At 57.3% G+C, this 16,408-nt stretch carries 12 protein-coding genes; 1 reads left to right on the top strand and 11 read right to left on the bottom strand.

The genetic code is table 11. The features are described 5' to 3' along the window. Positions 1–45 precede the first annotated feature (45 nt). The 9 genes from FRY98_RS23325 to FRY98_RS23285 form a co-directional block, all read right to left on the bottom strand. Positions 46–747: an iron-dependent peroxidase gene (locus FRY98_RS23325; RefSeq protein ID WP_148456650.1), complete on the bottom strand. Its 702-nt coding sequence runs from the start codon at positions 745–747 to the stop codon at positions 46–48. Then, positions 738–2,033 (bottom strand): normocyte-binding protein, encoded by a 1,296-nt coding sequence (locus FRY98_RS23320; protein WP_148456648.1) that lies wholly within the window; start codon positions 2,031–2,033, stop codon positions 738–740. Before FRY98_RS23320 ends, FRY98_RS23325 begins: the two co-directional genes overlap by 10 nt. Further along, positions 2,030–4,072, bottom strand: a complete 2,043-nt coding sequence (locus tag FRY98_RS23315) for a serine/threonine protein phosphatase (protein ID WP_148456646.1) — start codon at positions 4,070–4,072, stop codon at positions 2,030–2,032. The genes FRY98_RS23320 and FRY98_RS23315 overlap by 4 nt, the downstream gene beginning before the upstream one ends. Positions 4,073–5,879: 1,807 nt before the next feature. Beyond that, positions 5,880–6,785: a PP2C family protein-serine/threonine phosphatase gene (locus tag FRY98_RS23310; protein ID WP_148456644.1), complete on the bottom strand. Its 906-nt coding sequence runs from the start codon at positions 6,783–6,785 to the stop codon at positions 5,880–5,882. Positions 6,786–6,800: 15 nt separating this feature from the next. Next, positions 6,801–7,319 (bottom strand): FHA domain-containing protein, encoded by a 519-nt coding sequence (locus tag FRY98_RS23305; RefSeq protein ID WP_148456642.1) that lies wholly within the window; start codon positions 7,317–7,319, stop codon positions 6,801–6,803. A 49-nt stretch (positions 7,320–7,368) separates the two neighbouring features. Further along, the gene (locus tag FRY98_RS23300) at positions 7,369–7,908 is read right to left on the bottom strand and encodes an FHA domain-containing protein (RefSeq protein WP_225039813.1); all 540 of its coding nucleotides are present in this window, start codon (positions 7,906–7,908) and stop codon (positions 7,369–7,371) included. A 329-nt stretch (positions 7,909–8,237) separates the two neighbouring features. Beyond that, a complete protein-coding gene (locus FRY98_RS29235) occupies positions 8,238–8,726 on the bottom strand; it encodes a J domain-containing protein (RefSeq protein ID WP_148456640.1) in 489 nt (162 codons plus the stop codon). A 128-nt stretch (positions 8,727–8,854) separates the two neighbouring features. Further along, positions 8,855–9,286, bottom strand: a complete 432-nt coding sequence (locus tag FRY98_RS23290; RefSeq protein ID WP_148456638.1) for a membrane-associated protease 1 — start codon at positions 9,284–9,286, stop codon at positions 8,855–8,857. Between the two features lie 127 nt (positions 9,287–9,413). Next, the gene (locus FRY98_RS23285) at positions 9,414–11,582 is read right to left on the bottom strand and encodes a transcriptional regulator (protein WP_148456636.1); all 2,169 of its coding nucleotides are present in this window, start codon (positions 11,580–11,582) and stop codon (positions 9,414–9,416) included. Between the two features lie 403 nt (positions 11,583–11,985). Between FRY98_RS23285 and FRY98_RS23280 the strand changes: the two genes are divergently transcribed. After that, entirely contained in the window at positions 11,986–14,103 is a 2,118-nt protein-coding gene (locus FRY98_RS23280; protein WP_225039815.1) for a VWA domain-containing protein, read from the top strand. Here the strand turns inward: FRY98_RS23280 and FRY98_RS23275 are convergent. After that, positions 14,066–15,091, bottom strand: coding sequence for a serine/threonine-protein kinase (locus tag FRY98_RS23275; RefSeq protein ID WP_225039817.1), 1,026 nt, complete (start codon positions 15,089–15,091; stop codon positions 14,066–14,068). The two genes, FRY98_RS23280 and FRY98_RS23275, sit on opposite strands and share 38 nt — an antisense overlap. A 19-nt stretch (positions 15,092–15,110) precedes the next feature. Then, positions 15,111–16,364: a GGDEF domain-containing protein gene (locus FRY98_RS23270; protein ID WP_148456634.1), complete on the bottom strand. Its 1,254-nt coding sequence runs from the start codon at positions 16,362–16,364 to the stop codon at positions 15,111–15,113. Positions 16,365–16,408: the final 44 nt, after the last annotated feature.

Here is a 16,408-nt window from a genome sequence, read left to right as displayed (position 1 = left end):
CGGGTGCCTTTTCCTCAACCTAAACTTTCAAACGCCTTCAAATGTTCAATACATCGCGATCCGGTCCAGAACCATCGTGTCCTCGGCGCCGATGATGCCGACATGGCAATCCCAATACACCTCGGTGCGGTACCGGACCGGCAAAAACAGCTCCATCAGCAGCTCCAGCTTGCGAAGACCTCTCTCCGTGCGGCGCTGGCCGATGTAGAACAGCATTTCGTCTTTTTCCTCGCTGTTGACATAAATCGTCGACCGCCGAAAAATCCGGCTCACCGTGCTCCGCAGCAGATGCAGCGTCTCCCCCGTGTCGTACATCCGCAGCAGCGCGGCGGCGATCACTTCCTTCTCCTCCCGGTCGAACAGGCCGATCCGTTCCCTGACCCGCTCCCCGAAAGCCCCGGCTTCCAGGTCCCGCAGGACGAAGCGGATGTAAAACTCCCGTTTGTTCATCCCCTGCATCAAATCCAGCTCGGCCAAAAAATGAATCAAAATATCGAACAAAGTCAGCCTGAGCTCCTCATCCTCCGTCAGGTTGATGTCCAGCAAATCACGGAACACCGCGGGGAACCGGTAATGAGGATTTACCTCCACCTCCACGTCAAGCTGGCCGGCCGTCGCGTTGAGCGCCTCCAGGCTCAGCTCCATGTAAGGCGAGTAGACCTTGGCCGGGAGGAAGCGGATCCCCTTCTTGTCCATCCCGGCTTCCTGCGCTTGAACCAGCAAATCCCAAATGTAATTCAAGCCCATTCTCCTTCACAGCGATATTCGGGAAAAGACATCTGCACCTGGGAGACGAGAAAGCTCATCACATCCTCGGCCAGATAATCGTGCCCCCGGCCAATGTTCTGCTTGCCGAATCCGAGGCACATCCGCCATTTGCCGTTATCCACCCGGACTTCGTCGGTCATAAACCGGTTCAGCTCATAAGTGAGCGGGTTCGCCGCGCCCGGCGGGCGGATCTCCACATGCGTCAGCTCCAGCCAATCGGATACGTCAAAAGCGTGGATCATCCGCACGATCTCGCCCCTGGAGCGGACGATCTGCCCCTGCTTTCGCCCGTAGCTGCCGATAAAGTCCAGGCGCTGACGGTTGGACATCAGCGGATACGCGGGCTTGACGAGCCCCGTAATCCCCGAGCCGACCGGTTCGACCAGCTTCAGCACCTGCCAGGCGTCCGACTTCTCCAGCGGGGACACTACGACCAGCTCCTCCGGGGCGCGCTTGACGTACCGGATGCTATCGTCGTTCACGTCGACGAGGTAGCCGTGCTGGGTCCCGGTTTTTCGCAGCGGCAGCACATGCTCATAGTTGACCCGGTCGGCCGCCGGTACGGGGAACCCGCCCGTTTTCAGTTCCAATCGCTGAATGTTCCACAGCGGGACCAGGTCCGTTCTTTTGTAAGCCTCGTATTCCTCCAGGTGCACGGAAATCTCCAGCACTTCTTCGTCTTCGGCCAGCTGTCCGTCCACCCCGGTCAGAACCGCATCCACAAATTTGTAGGCATAGGGATGATTCACCGTTTTCCAGGGCAGGCCATTGCTTAAAAAGATCCGGTACAGCTTCTCGATCTCCCGAATGTAATCCATGTTCCGTTCCAGCCGGACCCGGATGGCATAGGTTCCGCGATCCGTCCGCAGCTCCCCGGGGAAGCTTTTTGCGCTCTGCAGCAGCTGTTGAATCAGCGGGTACCCGCATTCCAGAAACAACGAAAAAAGCCGCACCTCCGCGCCTCCACTTAAAGCCGCGATTACGTCTTTCAGATCAATGCGCCTCGGCTCGGTATCCTGCGGAAGCACGGGAAACAAGTATTCGTGCAGCGGGTCCCACTCTTCCCTTCGGCACATGGACACATAGACGTCGTGCTTGCTCTCGTGGTCCTCCACTTCTTCAAACACCCGGCGTTCCAATTGCCGGTTCAGCTCCTCCTGGTATTCCACGAGATTGAGGAACACGCTGTTCATCAGACTGCGCAGCACCCGGCGCTGCTGCAAATCCTCCATTTTGTTCAGCCGGTCCAAAACGATGTCCTTCATGAAGCGTTCCCCCCTTCCGCCTTATCGGCTTGATCCTTGCCGCCCGGAGGCGAAGCTGTCCCGCCGGCTCCCGAAGCGCCGTTCGGCGCTGCGCCCGAAGCCGGCGTCTCAGTTGCCGAATCCGGCGCTGTGCCGGACTTTGTCCCCGGCTCCGCGTCGGGCGTCGAGCCTTGCGCTCCCTGCTTCTCGCCCGGTTCCGCGCCCGATGCCGCGCCGGGCTTCGTCTCCTGCTTGGCGCCCGGCTCAGCGTCCGGCGAGGCCGCCTCTTTCCCGCCGGAGGCCGCCCCGGAACCGGCCGGTTTCGACGTCCCGGCCGGCTTCGTCGTGGACCCCGCGGTGCCGGAAGCCCCGGCGGCGGCGTTCCCCGCCGGGCTTCCCCCGCCTCCGACCGCGCTCCCGCCCGCGGCCGCGCCGGTTGCGGCGGTCGCACCGGCCGCACTGCTCGCACCGGCGGCGGATCCCGCGGCTGTATCCCCGCCCGCGTCCCCGCCCGCCGGCACGATCGGGTGCAGCTTTTCATCGGCCTTGGCGATTTTGCGTTCCATGGCCAGCACCCGCTCCAGCTTGTCGATCTCCTGGTAGATCTCCTGCGCCAGCGTGTACGCCTCGATCGCCCCGGCGTAATCCATCGCGGCCAGGCTGCGGTCGCCTTTTTTCTCCAGATTGTCCGCCTTCAGCGTCTTCGTCTCCGCATACAACTGGTCGATCTTTTCCTGGGCGGCCTTGATCTTGTCCTCCGCCTGCTTCTGCCCCTCGGCATAACCCGCGTCGATCGCCGCCGTTTTGGCCTTGTTGTAGGTTTTCTTCGCGTTGTTGTAGTCCTGGCCCTGCAGCTGCTTGTCGCCCTCCTGAAAAATCACCGCCAGCTCCGCGATCATCCCGCTGCGCGCAATGCGCTCGCGGATATGCTCCTCCTTGAACACCTTGTACTTCCCGGCATCCTTCAGCGCTTTCTCGTAGCTTTCGACCGCCATATCGTAGCTGCCGTCCTTCACGTAGCCGTCGCCGTCCGTGACCGCCTGCGCCACCTTCTGCTTGTTCCGCAGCAACTGAAAATGCAGCTTGTCCTTCAGCCGGCTAGCCGCGTTTTTCGCTTCGCTGTAGGCTTTCAGCGCCTTCGGATAATCGCCGGCGGCCGCGTACTCGTCACCGTCCTGCTCGAACTCCGTCATCTGCACGACGGCTTCCGCCAGCTTCGCGGCCTGCCGGGCCTTGGCGTACCAGATCCCGCCGCCCGCGATCGCAAGCGAGAGCAGGATCATCGCGATCCGCAGCGCCCATTTCTTGTAGTTTTTCGGCTTCTCGACGAACGCCTTGTTCACATAAACGGCGGCGCCCGTGTAATTGTCCACCGTTTTTTCCTGGCGGCTCAGCACAACCTCTTCCAGCGTATCGGTCAGGGTCTCGGGATCGCTCGACGCCGTCAGGGCGTCCAGCATTTCCGGGATCTCGACCTTCTTCCAAAGCCCCGGCGTGCAGAGCAGCAGCACATCCCCGTCGGAGAGCGGGGTCTTTTTCGAAACAAACGGCTCGAACCGGTCGGGCTTGCCCATATAATTCAGCAGATTGCCGCGTTCCTCATGCCGGACCGCCCCCGCCTCGGACAGCTTGCCGCTGTCGGTCAGCAGCTCCGTCAAGCTCTGGTCCTTGGAGCGCAAATTCAGCCGCCCCCCGCGAAAATGATACATCCGCGCATTCCCGCACGACGCCCATACCATCCGCGTATAATCCGTGACGATAACGAGCACGCTGGCCTTCAGCCGGACGCGCCGGCTCTCGAATTTCAGCCACTCGTGGGCCGCCTCCAAATCGTTCCGGATTTTTCGCCGGGACAGCGACGGCTTTTCCATGAAACTCTCCAAAATCGCCCGGATCACCATCTCCGCGCTGCTAACCTCCCGGTCCTGATCCAGCCCATCCGCGATCACGTAGCAAGCCATGTCGTCGAGCTCCACGAAAGCAAAATAGTCTCTGTTGTCAATATAAGAACCCGCCTCGGAGACAAAAGCGGTTTTAAAGTCGCTGTTCTCCTTCCTCATGCCTTCCTCCGTTTCCCGTCTGGTTGCCGGTCCATCCCTCTTCAACCCCTAACAACCTCGATACTTATTCGCCTTAAAAAAAGCTGTCACTTACTCGCGTTAGCGTCCGGCTACGATCGTGCACTTGCGGCCACACCGCAACTAGTCACACACCCCACTACACCGCAACTAATCACACTTTCCGCAGACCACAACTAGTCACACACCCACCAGGCCCCAACTAGTCGAGATCCCGGAGACCGAACCCGGCGGTTTGAGCATTCGCGTTAGCGACCAGTCACAATCACTTACTCGCATACCCAGCCACGATCACTTACTCGCTACCGCTGCCCGATTACCGCTAGTCTTCCGACGGCCCTCATGCGCTAACGGAAATAATAGCTGCTATTTCGCACATTTCCGCTTTTTGAAAATTCTAACGGAAGCCATAGCGCCTATTTTGCCTATTTACCGCCCGAATGCCCCCATCTCGCCAAAATAGCCGCTATTACGTCCGTTAGATTCCCGATTTGCTCCAATTGTTCGATTTAGCAGCTATAGCGTCCGTTAGCGCGAACTTTCGGCCTTCGCACTCGCTGATTACACCCGTCACACGCTCCGCTACACCACAATTAGTCACCGCTCGGCAATACCTCAACTAGTCACACACCCGGCCACATTACAACTAATCACACGCTCCGCTACAGCACAAACTAGTCACACTCTCGGTCACCCTACAACTAGTCACACACTCGTTCACACCACAATTAGTCACACTTTCGGCTACACCACAACTAATCACACACTCCGCTACACCACAATTAGTCAACATCAGCTACACCTCAACTAATCACACTTTCCGCAGACCACACTAGTCACACACCCACCAGGCCTCAACTGGTCGAGATCCCGCAGACCGAAGCAGGCGGTTGAGCATTGAGCACTCGCGTTAGCGACCAGTCACAATCACTTACTCGCATACCCAGCCACGCTTACTTACTCCCCACCACTACCGATTACCGCTAGTCTGCTGTATCCCTTATGCGCTAACGGAAATAATAGCTGCTATTTCGCACATTTCCGCCTTTTGAAAATTCTAACGGAAGCCATAGCGCCTATTTTGCCTATTTACCGCTCGAATGTCCTCGTTTTGCCAAAATAGCCGCTATTACGTCCGTTAGATTCCCGTTTTGCTCCAAATGTTCGATTTAGCAGCTATGGCGTCCGTTAGCGCGGACTCCGTTCCGACCGTACGTACTTACTAACCACAGCAGGCCGCGATGTCTAGGACACGGTCCACGCAGTCTGCGCAATTCGGGCACTCTTTGGACGCAGTCCACATAGTCCGCGCAATTTGGGCACTCCTGGGACACAGTCCACGCAGTCTGCGCAACTCAGGTACTCCTAGAACACAGTCCACGCAGTCTGCGCAACTCGGGCACTTCTAGGACGCAGTCCACACAGTCTGCGCTATTTGGTTACTCTAGGAGGTAATCCGCACATTTCCTGCACCCTGGGACGCAACCCACTCAGTCCGCACATTTCCTGCACCCTGGGGCGCGCAGTCCACGTGCAGCCCTTGACGCTACTCCATCCGAGCGAAAACCGGGCGCAGCCCGTCACTCCTTGCTCCTCTATCGCCCCGCGCCCTTGGCGCCCTCATTACCGGACCTGCTCCAGAATAATCACCGTCGCGTTGTCCTGGTGCTTGTAGCCTTTGCGCTCCACACTCCCTTGGCGCCCCCTTACCGGGCCTGCTCCAGAATAATCACCGTCGCGTTGTCCTGGTGCTTGTAGCCTTTGCGCTCCCCACTCCCTTGGCGCCCCCTTACCGGGCCTGCTCCAGGATAATCACCGTCGCATTGTCCTGGTGCTTGTAACCTTTGCGCTCCACGCTGGCGATGATTTCTTCCGCCGTCTCCTGCGGCGGCATCCGCTGCAGCAAAATCTGCTCCAGCTCCACCTCCGTCAGCGCGTCGCAAACTCCGTCGCTGCACAGGATGACGATGTCGTCCGGTTCAAGCGGAACGGGTTCGCCGACCTCCATGCTTTTGAAGCCCCCGTAGCCCAAATAATTGGTCAAGTGGCCGCGCATGGGGTTCGCCTTTGCTTCCTCCCGCGTGATTTCGCCGGCCAGCACCCGGGCTTCGAGCACTTGCTCCAGCGTATCCTTGGAGTTGACGGGAAGGAATTCTCCGTCCCGAAACAGGAGCAACAAGCTGTCGCCGACGGCGGCCCAGTGCAGGCGGCCCTCGGAAATCACGGCGGCGACCAGGGTCGTTCCGCCGATGGCTCCGCCCAACTGCTCCAGAATGGCCCGGTTGCTTAACACAGCCGCTTTCTGAAAGAAGCCGGGAATCTCGTCCTGCCCGGTGACCTTCAAATATTCCCGGCTGAACATCGTCACGGCCAGGGTGCTGGACATGCGCCCGTGAGCCACGCCGCTGATTCCGTCGGCGATGACGGCCATCGTCCCGACCCGGGTGATCGAGCTGGCGAAATAGTCGTCCTGCTCCTGGCGCCTGCCGATCGTCTGGGCGTTGCCGACGGCGATTTTGCCGCTCACCGGCTCCCATTCCGGAGTCGCCTCGGCGACCACCGCGCCACCCGTTCGGGTTCGCGGCGCAGCGGCGGCAACGCCGGCTACTTTTTGCCGAATCAAAACAAGCAAACCGACCAGCGCCAACGCGGCCCCAAGCACGCCATAGGACTGCCAAAAATTCAAATCTCCCATCCCCATCATCCCGATCTATCCGTTATCCCACTCAAAATGCGGCCCGCACAGCGGAACGAACACGAACTTGCTTCGTCCCAGCTGGATCAAATCGTAGGCGTTCAGCTCCACCGGCGTATAAACCGCTTCGTTGTTGTGGTAAGCCAGGCCGGAGGCGTCCCCCGGCAGCAAATAAAAATTCCGTTTCTTCGGATCGTACACGATTACCGCGTGGTTGCGCCGGGATACGGCGTTATCCCCGATGATTCGGATTTGCATTTCCTCCGCGCGGCCGATAAAGTTTTTTTCCGCCATGATGCGGTAGTCTTGGCCCATCTGCGGGCCTTCCACACAAACCAGCCAGCCGGTTACCGGCTGAATCCCGGTCGTCTCCCCAAGATAGGGCATCGTCTTGTCATCCGTCTCCGCGGCCGCCGGCGGCCGGCGCGTCTCGCCGCGCGAAGGCTGCTCCAGCACCGTGTTGCAGTAAGGACACGTGTTGCCGTGTTTTCTCGTACTGAACATGTGTCCGTTTAGGCATCTCGTCAAACTCATCTTTAGACTCATTCCTCCGTATGTATTCGTGCTTTGGCTTTGGGCCGGATTATTTGACTAGCAGCCGCGTATTCGCGATAAACACCATATCTCCCGTGCCGATTTCCTGCGGTTCTTCGGCGACGAGCCGCCGGGTTTCACTGCTGCCCGCCTTGCGAAGCCCCGTCCCGCTGTGGGATTCCGTGTCCTCGATATACCACCGGTCTCCGACGCGGTTTAAAACGGCGTGCTCCGGACTGACAAGCGAGGCGTATTCGCAGTCCGACAAATCTATATCAACCCCGCCGCGGTGGCCATTTTTGCCAATCAGGACCGAGGTTTCCCCTTTGACGAACCATTCCTTGACGCGTTCTCCGTCATCGTCGAGCAGCACGATCTTGGCGACCGCCTCCGCCCGCTCCCGGACCCCGATACTCCGGGGACCCCCCGTCCAGACGAGCGCGCTGGCAATGATGGCCGACACCGCGACGGTAGCCATTTGCAGCTTGTAATGTAAAGGGCGGAGAAGGGCATAGATGACCATACCGGCCAAAATCCCGTAAATTAACACATTCAGGAAGACCATCCAGCCGGATCTCTTCAATTTCACATCCGCTACCTCCGTGATTTCGTAATTCCGTTATTCGTAACCCCGCATGCAATCTGTGATTCATCCGTTATCCATGCTCCGTACGTCATCCGTATTTCCGTCTGTTATCCGTATTCCTTACGTCATCCATAATTCCATCAGTCATCCGTAATTCCAGCTGTCATCCGTATTCCGTACGTCATTCGTAATTCCGTTATCCGTAATTTCGTACTCCATCCAAATTCCGTACGCTATCCGTAATTCCGTACGCCATCCTTAATCACGCACGCTATCCGTATTTTCATCCGTAATTCATCATCCATATTTCTTCTGCTATACGGTCGTGTCGGTTACTTTTTTCGATATCCAAAAAATTGATCAAACATCGCGGTCGTATCCAGCGGGTTCTTTCCCGCCTCCTCCGCCTTGGCCCCTGGGCCGTTTTCTTGTTCACGGTTCCCGGAAACTTTTGCGAAAAATTGCTCAAATTGCTGTCGGATGCGCACCGGATCAAAACCGTCGATCCCGACCCCGCTCGCGTTCGCGCCTGTGCCGGCCGCCCGACCTGCCGCCGATCCCGTTCCGGCTCCTCCGGTCTTTCTTTGCGTGCCGCCGCGTCCGCTCTTCACCGAATCCAGCTTTCGGTCGTACTCCGCCCGAAGCGACTCGTCGTTCAGCGTTTCATATGCTTCCACGATCTGCTTGAAGCGCGCTTCCGCCTCCGGGTTGTCCCGGTTGACATCGGGATGGTAGCGCTTGGCCAGCTTGCGGTAAGCCTGCCGGATCTCGGCGATCCCGGCATCACGGGCAACGCCCAGTTGCGCATAGTAATCGGTCATCCGCGTTTCCCCGCTTTCCCCTCTGGAATCCTTGCCCTACCAGCAAGGTAATTACAGTAAATCTCAAGGGGGAAGCCCCCTTGAGATTTACCTGCCGTCACTGCCCCATGACGCAGTTCCAGCGAATCTTACTTGCCGAAGTCGTATCCGCCGTTAAGCGTAGCCAACTCGGTTTTGTCTTTCTTTTGCTTCACGTAAAGCTCGAATTGCCCTACCCCTTCGGTGTCGCCAAACGTTTCTTTGTAGTCGACCACGAAAGCGTTCGGGAAGTGGATTTCGCGAACCACTTGGTCAGCGGCGATGACTTCCAGCGTCAGTTTGCGGTAGCAGTCCGCTTTTTCGGCCGGAACGAGGGACCATTGCGCCAATTTCAGCGTGTCGTCCGCTTTGTCCCCGTCGGTGGCGGTGATGACCTTGCCGATGATTTTCAGCGTAGAGCCCACATCGGTGGATCTTGCGTTGGAATCGTCCGGCGTGTCGGTGTCATAAATCACCTTTTGAATGTTGTCCAAGCCCAGTTCAATCGTTTCTGCGCCTTCCACTTTCAATCTGAATCCCATAAGTACATTTCCTCCTTAAGAAAAATTAGTGCTCGGCCGAAGCCTTTCGGCTTCAGGGCCGAAAATTTATGTAACAAGACGAGCCGTTAGGCCGCGTCTTCCACATACATCAATGGGTTTGCCACACCTAAATCTTCACGGCACTTGTGCCCTTCGTGATCATGACCTCGAGGTTCTTCACGTTGCCGTTGTAGATCAGGTCGATATGGCACAGGTTGTTTTTCTCGTCGATGACGTAGCTCATATCGTCCCCGTCCTGAATGATCGAGTTGATAAAGCCGCGTTTCGACAACCACATGCTCTTCTGGCTGCTCGGGTTGTTGCTGAAAAATTTGACGATATTCTCATGCTTGAAATCGGCGGTCTGGAATCGCAGGATGCGCTCGATATATGTACTGACCAGCGTCTTGTAAATGGAATCGAAGCCGTCCTCGGATTGGGCCAGGCTGCGCGCTTTGTAGACCGTGATGCGGCGGATGTCCTTGCCTTGCAACTGAGCGTTTTCCGAAGAGAAAATAAAGCCGAAATTCTTGCGGTTGATCGAATCCTTGATCGTGTTCGTGAACCCGGTAATTTCCTTCGCCATGGTGGTCACGGCCCGCAGGCTGTTCTCGCCGGCTTCGATGTCGAAGCGCACGCCCGGGAAATCCTTGCTCGTATTTTTGAACGATTCCTTGAGATATTCCGGACACTGGTAGGCCGAGACGATCCCGGCGGCCACGTAAGAAGCGCCCACGTACACGCCTTCGATCCACAGCTTGAGAATGTCTTCCTTCTCGCGGGAGAGCTGGGCCCCGTTTTCCGTTTGCACCATGCGGCTGTCGATGACCACCCCGGATTTCTCTTTCGGGATCACCGTAAAGTTCGGGATGCACGGAATCGCGTATTCGCTGTATTCCTTGCGGATGAGCGGCGCGCATTTGTCGATGTACTTGTCGATGCCGGCCGTCGCCATGTTGTTGAACGTCGTCTCTTCTCCGGTTTCGAAGCTGAAGAAGATCTGGACTTTGAACTCTTTGACGACCTGCATCAGCATGGACAGCGATTCCATCGTATTGCCGTCCTGCTTGGCGATCTTTTCGTTCCCCTTGAACCGCTCCCGGGTGACCTTCACCTTGCCGGCGGTCTCCAGTTCCACCGAAGGAACGATGCCGAACCAGATCGTATCCGAGAAATCGTTCTTGGAGTTGACCGTGTTCAGGTAAGTTTCCAGCCGCGGAATGTTCGCGCTCTTGACCAGCATTTCCAGCTTCGTGTTGGTCACGAGCAGGGAGGGAGCCATCCCTTTGTTTTTGACCGCGTATTGGTCGAAGAACATTTTGACGCCGAGGATTTTTTCCACCAGCGGTTTGACGGTCTTCACGAAATCGTCCTTCGCGGTTTTATAGAACTCCAGGTAGGTGTTGTAGTTCTGAACCTCCTGTTCGACGTTCACATCGCCGGCCACGGCAGGCAGCGGGCTAAAGGTACGTACAACCAGATCTTTTACGTATCCGGACGGCGCCTCCGTGATGGAGTTGTAATCCTCTTCAAACACCTGGGCCAAATCGTTGGATCCATGCTCGTCCAGCAGCACCAGTTCCGTGCTCTCGCTCTTCGGAGCTTCGATGATTTTCAGTTCGCCGCTCTCGCCGATCATCAGCATGCCGATTTGAACCGCTTCGGCGTCGTTTTCCTCGTTCGATCCGCCCAGCAACAGGCGCGTCTTGATATCCTCAATCGCCAGCGGCAGCATCGCCATGACGTTGTTGTAATTCGCGCTGGCCTCCTCGAACATGGCGTTCAGCTTGTCGCCCATATCGAGTTTTTTCGGATCCTCGTCGTCCAGTTTCTCGTATTGTCCGTACAGGTAATGGATTTCCTTACGGACCTGGCGGATATCGTCCATCACTTTTTTCGGGGAAATCATGTCGAGCAGATGCTCGAATTTGAAATCCACGTTCGTCATGCCCTGGCTGCGCTTGGTGTCGATCAGCGTAAACAGCATTTTCAGGAAATCGTTGTTCTGATCGATCCGGATTTCCGAGATCGCGTCCTCGGCGATGCCCTCCGGCTTTTTCAAGGTGTAAACCACCTTTTGGTTGGCCGCGTTAAAAAACGAGTACACCGTCGGCGAGAACTTGTTCAGGAACTCGTCGAAGCTGCGGACCAGCAGATGTCCGTTGATCTCTTTGATTTTGTCGTCGCTCAGACTGTCGATGCCTTTGACATCGCCCACGATCGTGATCAGGTCCAGCTTCTCGGGATTGATCTCTTCGAACAGCATCGTTCGATTCGTCTGATTAATAATGTCCACCGTGTTTTTCCTCCTCCCGTTTCCGAAGCGTCTTCGGCCTGACGGCTTCGCTCCAAACCTTATCCCTGCCGAACGCTTGAAATACTGATGTTTTTCGACGGCAGTCGACCGTCTTAGTGATACGGACCCAAATGATAAGCGAGTGGTTCGCATTACCCGGGTCTTAGGGGTAAATATAAATGCCGCCTCGACAAATTGTCAATATCTTGAATCTCTGAGCAACACAGGGACTTATAGCCTATACAAAAATGAAATAGAGGGAGTTTTATCCAATGAAAGTCCTAATTTTTGGAACTGTATACAGAATTCATGAACTGCATCCGATATATCCTTAGATATACATAATCCGATGGTCACTTTCGCTCCAAACGACACATTCTAGTACATAAGGCGGGTATTGAAGATGAGGATGGAAATGGATCAAAAATTCGCCTCCTTAGGCAAAATGACTTTTAGGACTATTATCCTGTTTTTAATTTTTACGTTACTTGTTCCGATTTTTGTCACTTTTCCGCATGTTTCCGCTGAGGATTCGCCAAAAAATCCGGGGGATGCCTTTGACGCGGTATTCGTGCTCGACACAAGCTACTCCATGAACCACGCCGACCCGAATAAAACGGCGAATGAAGTCATCCATATGTTCATGGATATGAGTGAGGCCAGCCGGACGCGGATCGGCTTCGTCGCCTATAACCATCATATCGTGGCGTCTTCGCCGCTGACTCCGATTTCCGTGACGGCCAACCGCACGAGACTGAAACAGGCGATGGCCGGACTGCGCCGAACCGGTTATACGGATTTGGGCCTGGGACTGGTGAAGGGCGGCAATCTATTGTCGGCCGGTAAGAAGGGAGCGGATGCGGGGAGCGGGGCAAGAATTCCCTTCATGATTTTGCTGTCGGACGGGGAGACCGATTTCGGTCCCGTGTCGCCGACCAACCGGACGGTGGCCGATTCGACGAAAGACGTGGAAAGCGCGATTCAAAAAGCGCGGAAGGAAGGTTACCCGATCTACACGATCGGCCTGAACCATGACGGGACCGTGAATCCGGATGAACTGGAGCGGATCGCGGCCGAAACCGGCGGGGCTTCTTACATCACGAGCAGTGCCGACGATCTGCCGGAGATTTTCAATCAGATCTTCGCCGCGCAGATGAGATCCGTGCTGATGCCGGTCGCCGGGGTGACCGCGACCGGCAAGCTTCAGGAAGTCCCGGTGGACATTCCGAATTCCAGCATGGGCGAGGCCAATATCATCCTGCTGTCCGAACATCCGCTGCAGGAGACCCAGCTGTTCTACAACTCCGAGAACATCCGGATGTTCAAATCGGGAACCTATACCTTGATCAAAATTAAAGAACCGGGACAAGGGACCGCCAAAGTCAAATTCAGAGGAACGACGGGAGATTTGGTTAAAATCAGCCTGCTGGGAAGCTATGCGCTCGAGGCCGAGGCCCGCTTGACCGCCGACACCGTGCTCAAAGGCAAGCCGACCGGCGTCGAAGCCTATCTCACCGCCGCCGGCCCGGGCAAGCCGTTGGAGGATCTGGATGTTTATGCGGGGATGAGCGCGAAGCTGGTCGTACTGGATAAGAAGACGAACGAGGAAACCAGCGTGGATATGAAACTGCAAGGCGGGCGGTATACCGCCGAGTATACGTTTCCGAAATCCGGCGAATACGCGTGGAACGTGAAGCTGAACGGCCCGAGCTTTTACCGGGACAGCCCTGTGGCGCCCGTAAAAGCAGCCAACCTGGCCCCGGCGGTCACAGGCCCGCTTGAACTGGGGTTAATCAAGGAGGACGGCCTGTCCGAACTGCCGATGGACAAGTTGTTTACGGATGAGAACGGGGATTCGTTAGTGTATGAAATCCAGGGGGAAGCCGCGGACGGCGGGAGCGTTTCGGCCGAACTGGCGGGCGATAAGCTGCGCATTTCCCCGCAGCGAACCGGCCACGGAACCATTACGCTGACGGCGACGGATCCGGAAGGGGAGACCGCGACGGCGGTGCTGCAGCTTTCCGTCAAATCCAAATATACCGCGGTGTTCTGGTCCATCGCCGGAGGTCTGGCTGCCGTCGCCGCCGGGTTCCTGCTGTACCTGTGGCTCCGCCCCAAACCGGGCTTCGCCGGGAAGCTGGAAGGCTATTTTCTCGCCACGGCCAGCGGAAGCGAAGTGCCGGTGAAATCGTGGCCGCTGACCTCCTTTACGGGAAGAAGCGTCAGCCTGGGCGAACTGTTCCGCAGTCTGGACGTCAACGAACCGCTGCCGGAAGCCGAACACATCGTGTTCAAGCCGGCCAAAGGCGGCAAACTGTACGTCAAGAACACCACCCGCTGCTCCCTGGTGCGCAACCGCACCCCGCTGCCGAAGAACAAACAAGAAATCCTCGAATATAATGACAAATTGTACATTACATTCGAGGATGGCATTACGGAAATCGAGCTGCGGTATAAACCGATCAAGCCGAATACGAATATCTTTATCCGGACCGACGCTTCTGCAGGAAAGACCGGCTAGCGAAATACTCCAGCCGGATCGCCCGCTTCAGCCCGTTCAGCGAGGAAGCGCGGCGTTCCGGCGAAACGGCCAGGGCCCGGCGCACGGCCCGGGCCAGGAACGGCCAGGACCGCCGGAGTCCGGCGCCGAGCGGCTCGAGGCTGTCGTCGAACAGCCGCTGCCGGACGTCGCGCGGCGCCTCGCCCCGGCAGCAGTAGTACAGCACGGCCGCCATGGCGTACACGTCGCTCACCGGCCCCTGCCGGGAGTGCTCCGAGTACAGCTCGAGCGGCGAATACCCGGCCGTGGTAAGAATCGGATGGCCGCTCTCTTCATAGCGGACAGCCGAACCGAAATCGAGCAGCTTGGCACGGCCCTGCTCATCGATGATGATGTTGCCCGGCTTCACATCCCGGTGAATCACGCCGCGGCGGTGGAGATGCTCCACCGTCCCGATCAGCGGCAGGATGCTCCGGTACAGAAAGCCGGGCTCCGCCATGTCCGGGCGGCCGCCGATCACCTGATCGAGCGTCAGGCCCGGGCAGTATTCCATCACGAGATACGCCGTGCCGTTCTGCTCGAACCGGTCCAGGCACCGCACGACACCGGGATGCTCGCAGTCCTGGAGCAGGGCGCCTTCCTGAAGGAAGGCGTCTTTTAGCGTGCCGTATTTTTCCTGCGGCATCCCGGTCCGCCGGTGCACCGACTTGCCGTCCCGGCCCCGACGCACGAGCGCCCGCGGAAAAAACTCCTTGATCACGCACTTCACACCCGCCTTCTCCTGGCGTGCCGTGTACACAATCGCCAGCTCACTGCTTGAAATGACGCTGCGGATCCGGTAGGTTGCTCCTGCTGCTCCTATTGCTCCTGTTGTTCCCCCGCCCGCCTTGCCGGCATCCCCGCCGTTTAATCGCGTATTGCGCCCAAGCGCTTCTGCGCCCGCCGACTCGATCATCCCGATCGATCCGGTGCTCTCGATGGTTTCGATGGTCTGGATTTTCCCGCTCACGTCGATCCCCCTGCCTTTTTTATTTGCTCACGCAGTTTCTTCCTTTTTTCTTAGCCCGATACAGGGCCGTATCCGCGGATTTCATCACCGTGTCCGGCGTCTTATGTTTGTCGCTCTTTTGGGAAACCCCGATGCTGATCGTTATGTAAATTTGTTTTGATCTTGCCTTGCCGGAGCCGCGGCCCCGCGCTTTCCGTCCGGACTTGCCTTTACCCCTGCCGCTCCGGCGCAGCGTAAAGGCCCGTTTTGAAACTTTTTCCCGTAATTCCTCGAGATGGGGCAGAACGTCGGTGCTATTTTTTCCCGGAAAAAGAATCGTAAATTCCTCGCCGCCGTACCGGTACGCCTTCCCGCCCCCGGTCACGTCCTTGATCGTGGAGGCGACCAGCTTCAGCACCTCGTCCCCCGTGTCATGGCCGTAGGTGTCGTTGAACTTTTTGAAATGGTCGATGTCCAGCATCGCGATCGCGTAATTCATCCCGAGCTTCATCATATCCTGCTTGAGCGCCCGCCGGGAAGGCAGTCCGGTCAGTTCGTCCGAGAACGCCATCGAATAGGAGTCCTGGATGATCGACACGATCAGGATGATGCCCGACACCGCAAAAGCCACCGCGTAAAGCACCGGATTACCGCCGCCGGTTTGATGCAGGGCGTAGAACAGGGCGCACAGCACCGCGATAAAAGAAATATCCTGGGATGAGCGGTGTGAGACCTGCCGAACAATGAGGATGATCAGCGCCGCCAGAAACAGCAGCAGTGAAACTTGAGACAAGGGCGTTAGCGCGCTTGATTTTACCGCCGGGATCCAGGTTTTGCCGAGCGTTTGCAGCAGAGGTTGCCGCGCGGGATCCAGCAGCCAGTATGCCAGGCCAACCTGGGCGGCGATCGCGGCGATCCGCAAAATCCCCCATAGACTTAAAATCCCCCGCTCCCGGAAAAAAGAGAACAGCGCGATGTTGAACGGAAGCAGCAGGCTTATCAGCAGGTGAAGATCCGTTCTGCGCGCCGCCAAGCCTTTCAGCGTCAGCGCCCCGGCAAGATCGGTATACGCCGCCAGCCCCAGGGCCAGCACCGTCAGAATAAAAAATTCCCGGCTGCGGTTGAATTTCCAGGATATGATGCCCCCGATCAGAAAGATCCCGTAAGGGGCCCATTTCACCATATCCAGCTGCGCCGGAGATAAGGCGGTGGTCTTCGTGTAGAACAAATAAGCCAATGCCAGCAATGCGAAAGGAAGCACAAGCTTAAACGTCGTTTTCATGATTGTCTTCAAAAGATGAGCTCCTCCATTGCGAGGTGATGTACAATGTACATTAT

The sequence above is a fragment of the Paenibacillus faecis genome, from assembly GCF_008084145.1.
Classification (GTDB): domain Bacteria; phylum Bacillota; class Bacilli; order Paenibacillales; family Paenibacillaceae; genus Fontibacillus; species Fontibacillus faecis.
The sequence above is the reverse complement of the archived record's forward strand: the minus strand, read 5'-3'. Positions and strand labels throughout refer to the sequence as shown.